This is a genomic window from Streptomyces sp. NPDC058457 (genome assembly GCF_042720695.1).
Taxonomy (GTDB): domain Bacteria; phylum Actinomycetota; class Actinomycetes; order Streptomycetales; family Streptomycetaceae; genus Streptomyces.
Window position 1 is genome coordinate 1 of record NZ_JBHXLU010000183.1, and the last position, 3,417, is coordinate 3,417.

3 protein-coding genes are annotated in these 3,417 nt (G+C 69.8%); 1 reads left to right on the forward strand and 2 read right to left on the reverse strand.

Annotated elements, in window-relative coordinates; translation table 11 throughout:
- Positions 1-86: 86 nt before the first annotated feature.
- Together glgX and ACFWPS_RS53835 are read right to left on the reverse strand one after the other, a co-directional pair.
- On the reverse strand, positions 87-2,195 hold the full coding sequence (gene glgX / locus ACFWPS_RS53830; RefSeq protein ID WP_383721875.1) for a glycogen debranching protein GlgX: 2,109 nt from the start codon (positions 2,193-2,195) through the stop codon (positions 87-89).
- 23 nt (positions 2,196-2,218) lie between these two features.
- Complete coding sequence (locus tag ACFWPS_RS53835) at positions 2,219-2,722, reverse strand: pep a2 (RefSeq protein WP_383721871.1); 504 nt, start codon at positions 2,720-2,722, stop codon at positions 2,219-2,221.
- A 306-nt stretch (positions 2,723-3,028) separates the two neighbouring features.
- On the opposite strand from ACFWPS_RS53835, the gene ACFWPS_RS53840 reads away from it, so the two are divergent.
- Positions 3,029-3,322, forward strand: a complete 294-nt coding sequence (locus tag ACFWPS_RS53840) for a DUF5133 domain-containing protein (RefSeq protein ID WP_383721873.1) — start codon at positions 3,029-3,031, stop codon at positions 3,320-3,322.
- The last annotated feature ends 95 nt before the right edge of the window (positions 3,323-3,417 follow it).

A 3,417-nucleotide genomic window follows, 5' to 3' on the forward strand; every position in this document is an offset into this window, starting at 1 on the left:
CCCCTGAGGGGGCGCACTGCAGCGCCGCTTCTTTCAGGGGCGCGGGGAACTGCGCGACCAGCCACGACGCACCCGCAGCCGCAGTGTCACCTCGACGGCCGCGACAGCACGATCATGCTTCGCGCCTCCACGCTCAGCCTCGTGCCCGCCTTGCGCTCCCGCTCGTCCGGCACCCCCTCCGGCTCGGCCGTGTCGAAGAGAATCGTCCAGTGCTCGCCGTAGGAGTCGTCGGGCAGCCGGAAGTCGACCGGTTCCCAGTAGCCGTTGAGGAGCAGCAGGAACGAGTCGTCGACCAGGCGCCGCCCGTAGGGGTCCCGTTCGGCGATGGAGTCGCCGTTGAGGAAGACACCGACCGTGTGCGCGTCGGAGCGCTGCCAGTCCCGGTCGGTCATCTCGCGCGCGTCGGGCCGCAGCCACACCAGGTCGGGCAGCGGCTGCCCGGGGTGCATGGCGGTCTCGCCCCGGAAGAAGCGCCGCCGGCGCAGTACGGGGTGGGCGGCGCGCAGCCCGATGACGTACCGGGTGAAGTCGGTGAGGGTCTGCTGTTCCCCGGTCAGTTCCCAGTCGATCCAGGAGACTTCGTTGTCCTGGCAGTAGGCGTTGTTGTTGCCGCGCTGGGTGCGGCCGAGTTCGTCGCCGTGGCTGAGCATGGGGATGCCCTGGGACAGCAGCAGGGTGGCGAGGAGGTTGCGCTGCTGGCGGGCCCGCAGTTCGAGCACGGCCGGGTCGGCGGTCTCGCCCTCGGCACCGCAGTTCCAGGACCGGTTGTGGCTCTCGCCGTCGCGGTCGCCCTCGCCGTTGGCCTGGTTGTGCTTGTCGTTGTACGACACCAGGTCGCGCAGCGTGAAACCGTCGTGCGCGGTGACGAAGTTGACGCTCGCCCGAGGCCGTCGCCTGCTGTGCTGGTACAGGTCGGAGGAGCCGGTGAGCCGGGAGGCGAACTCGCCCAGCGAGCTCGGCTCGGCCCGCCAGAAGTCCCGTACGGCGTCCCGGTACTTGCCGTTCCACTCCGACCACAGCTGCGGGAAGTTGCCGACCTGGTAGCCGCCCTCGCCCACGTCCCAGGGTTCGGCGATGAGCTTGACCCTGCTGATCACCGGGTCCTGCTGGATCAGGTCGAAGAACGCCGAAAGGCGGTCCACCTCGTGAAACTGCCTCGCCAGGGTGGCCGCGAGGTCGAAGCGGAAGCCGTCGACGTGCATCTCGGTCACCCAGTACCGCAGCGAGTCCATGATCAGCTGGAGTACGTAGGGATGCCGCATCAGCAGGCTGTTCCCGGTGCCGGTGGTGTCGTAGTAGTGCGCCCAGTCGCCGTCGACCAGCCGGTAGTAGGAGGCGTTGTCGATGCCCCGGAAGGACAGCGTGGGGCCCATCTCGTTGCCCTCGGCGGTGTGGTTGTAGACCACGTCGAGGATCACTTCGAGCCCGGCCGCGTGCAGCGCCTTCACCATCGCCTTGAACTCGTTGACCTGCTGGCCCCGGCTGCCGAAGGCACCGTAGGCGTTGTGCGGGGCGAAGTAGCCGATGGTGTTGTAGCCCCAGTAGTTGGACAGGCCGCGGTCCTGGAGGACCCCGTCCTGGACGAACTGGTGCACCGGCATCAGCTCGACCGCCGTGACGCCGAGCGAGGTCAGGTGGTCGAGGACCGCCGGGTGCGCGAGACCGGCATAGCTGCCCCGGAGCCGTTCAGGTACCTCCGGATGGGTGAGGGTCAGGCCGCGGACATGGGCCTCGTAGATCACCGAGTCGGAGTACGGCCGCCGGGGCGGGCGGTCGTCGCCCCAGTCGAAGTAGGGGTCGGTGACCACGCCGAGCAGGGAGTGCCCGGCGCTGTCGGCCGGGGAGGGCCCGCCGGGGGTGCGTTCGTAGAGGGAGGCGTGGTTGTCGATCTGGCCGTCTATCGCCCGGGCGTACGGGTCCAGGAGCAGCTTCGCCGGGTTGCACCAGTGGCCGAGGTCGGGGTTCCACGGGCCGGTCACCCGGTAGCCGTAGCGCTGGCCCGGTCCGACGCCGGGCAGGTAGGCGTGCCAGACGAAGCCGTCGACCTCGGTCATCGGCACCGTCGTCTCGGTGGCGGCGTCGTTCACCAGAACCAGTTCGACCTGCTCGGCGACCTCGCTGAACAGGGCGAAGTTGGTGCCCTGCCCGTCGAAGGAGGCCCCCAACGGGTAGGGGTGCCCGCTCCACACGGGCACCCCTTTCCGGGACTTCCTGGCCGTCACCGGGCGCCCTCCAGGACACCGTCGGCGGCAGCGGCCAACTGGGCGACCGGCAGGTCGCGCGGCACCTGGAGGACCTGGCGCAGCCGGGGCGCCGGCCCGGTCCGGACCAGCGGGACACGCTCTCCGGAGCGGGCCCGCTGCGAAAACCAGATGATCTTGCTGCCGGTCTCCGGGGCACAGCAGCCCCAGCCGTCGCTGGTCGCGGCGAGGTGCGCCAGGCACCCGCGCAGGTCCTGGTCGGGGCGGAGATCCCGGTCGTCGTCGCCGATGGCGGTGATGAGGTGCTGCCCGTTCCACCACATCTCGATGGACGTGCGTTTGTCCGTCGCGTGCTGGTCGATGGCGGTCAGCAGCAGTTCGGCACCGCGGCAGACGGGGTCCACGAGGTTGTCGAGATCCCAGTAACGCAGATGGGCGGCCAGTATGCGGCTGACCTGTCCCACCCGTTCCGGGCTGACCTCCACGTCGAGGTGGTAGTAGCAGGGCACTGCGGTCTTCATTGTCGCTGGCTCCTCACCCGCGAAGCTCTCGCTCCCCCTCACCCGCCCGGAAATCCGTTCCGGACGCGCAGCGTGAGCGCCGATCGCTCCTGAGTCACCTTCACTGTGGGGGTGCTACGCCATTCGTGCAACACGAGAGACTCCCGAGGTGGTTGAAGATCCAACAAGACGCTCGGTCAGCATCCGTGCACCATGAGTGAAAGCCTCGATTCGCCGTAACGGCTCCGTGCCCTTCCGCGCCCGGACGCTCCCCCGACCCACGGGGACACGTGCCCATTCGAGAGCGTCGGAAGGAAAGACACGGCCATGCTGCTACCCGCGAAGGCCGAGGTGGCCCGGCAGCTGCGGCGCTACCGGGCGTGGGAGCGCGTCATGCTCGCCTCGCCGCAGGACCGCGAGGTGCGGTCCACCTTCGAGGACTCGGGCTACACGCTGTGCGTCCTGATGGGCAAGCGGTGCGCCCGGGAGGCGGTGGACGCGGCCGAGCGCTATCTGCGCACCAGTCTCGTCACCTATGTGCGGGAACAGGGTGGGCGGCCCCGGCTGGGCGAGACGGTCCGGCAGGGGCCGCCGACGGACCGGCGTTCCGCGAGGCAGTGATCCCGAAGACGGACCCCGCGGGAAGACACCGGTCTTCCGGCGCACTACGGACCGCGGAGCCGGGCCCCGGGCCCGGCTCCGCGCACGGCGGTGGT

Coding starts and splice junctions, on each gene's coding strand:
- ACFWPS_RS53835 (WP_383721871.1), bottom strand. CDS start 2,722: ATGAAGACCGCAGTGCCCTGCTACTACCACCTCGACGTGGAGGTCAGC.
- ACFWPS_RS53840 (WP_383721873.1), top strand. CDS start 3,029: ATGCTGCTACCCGCGAAGGCCGAGGTGGCCCGGCAGCTGCGGCGCTAC.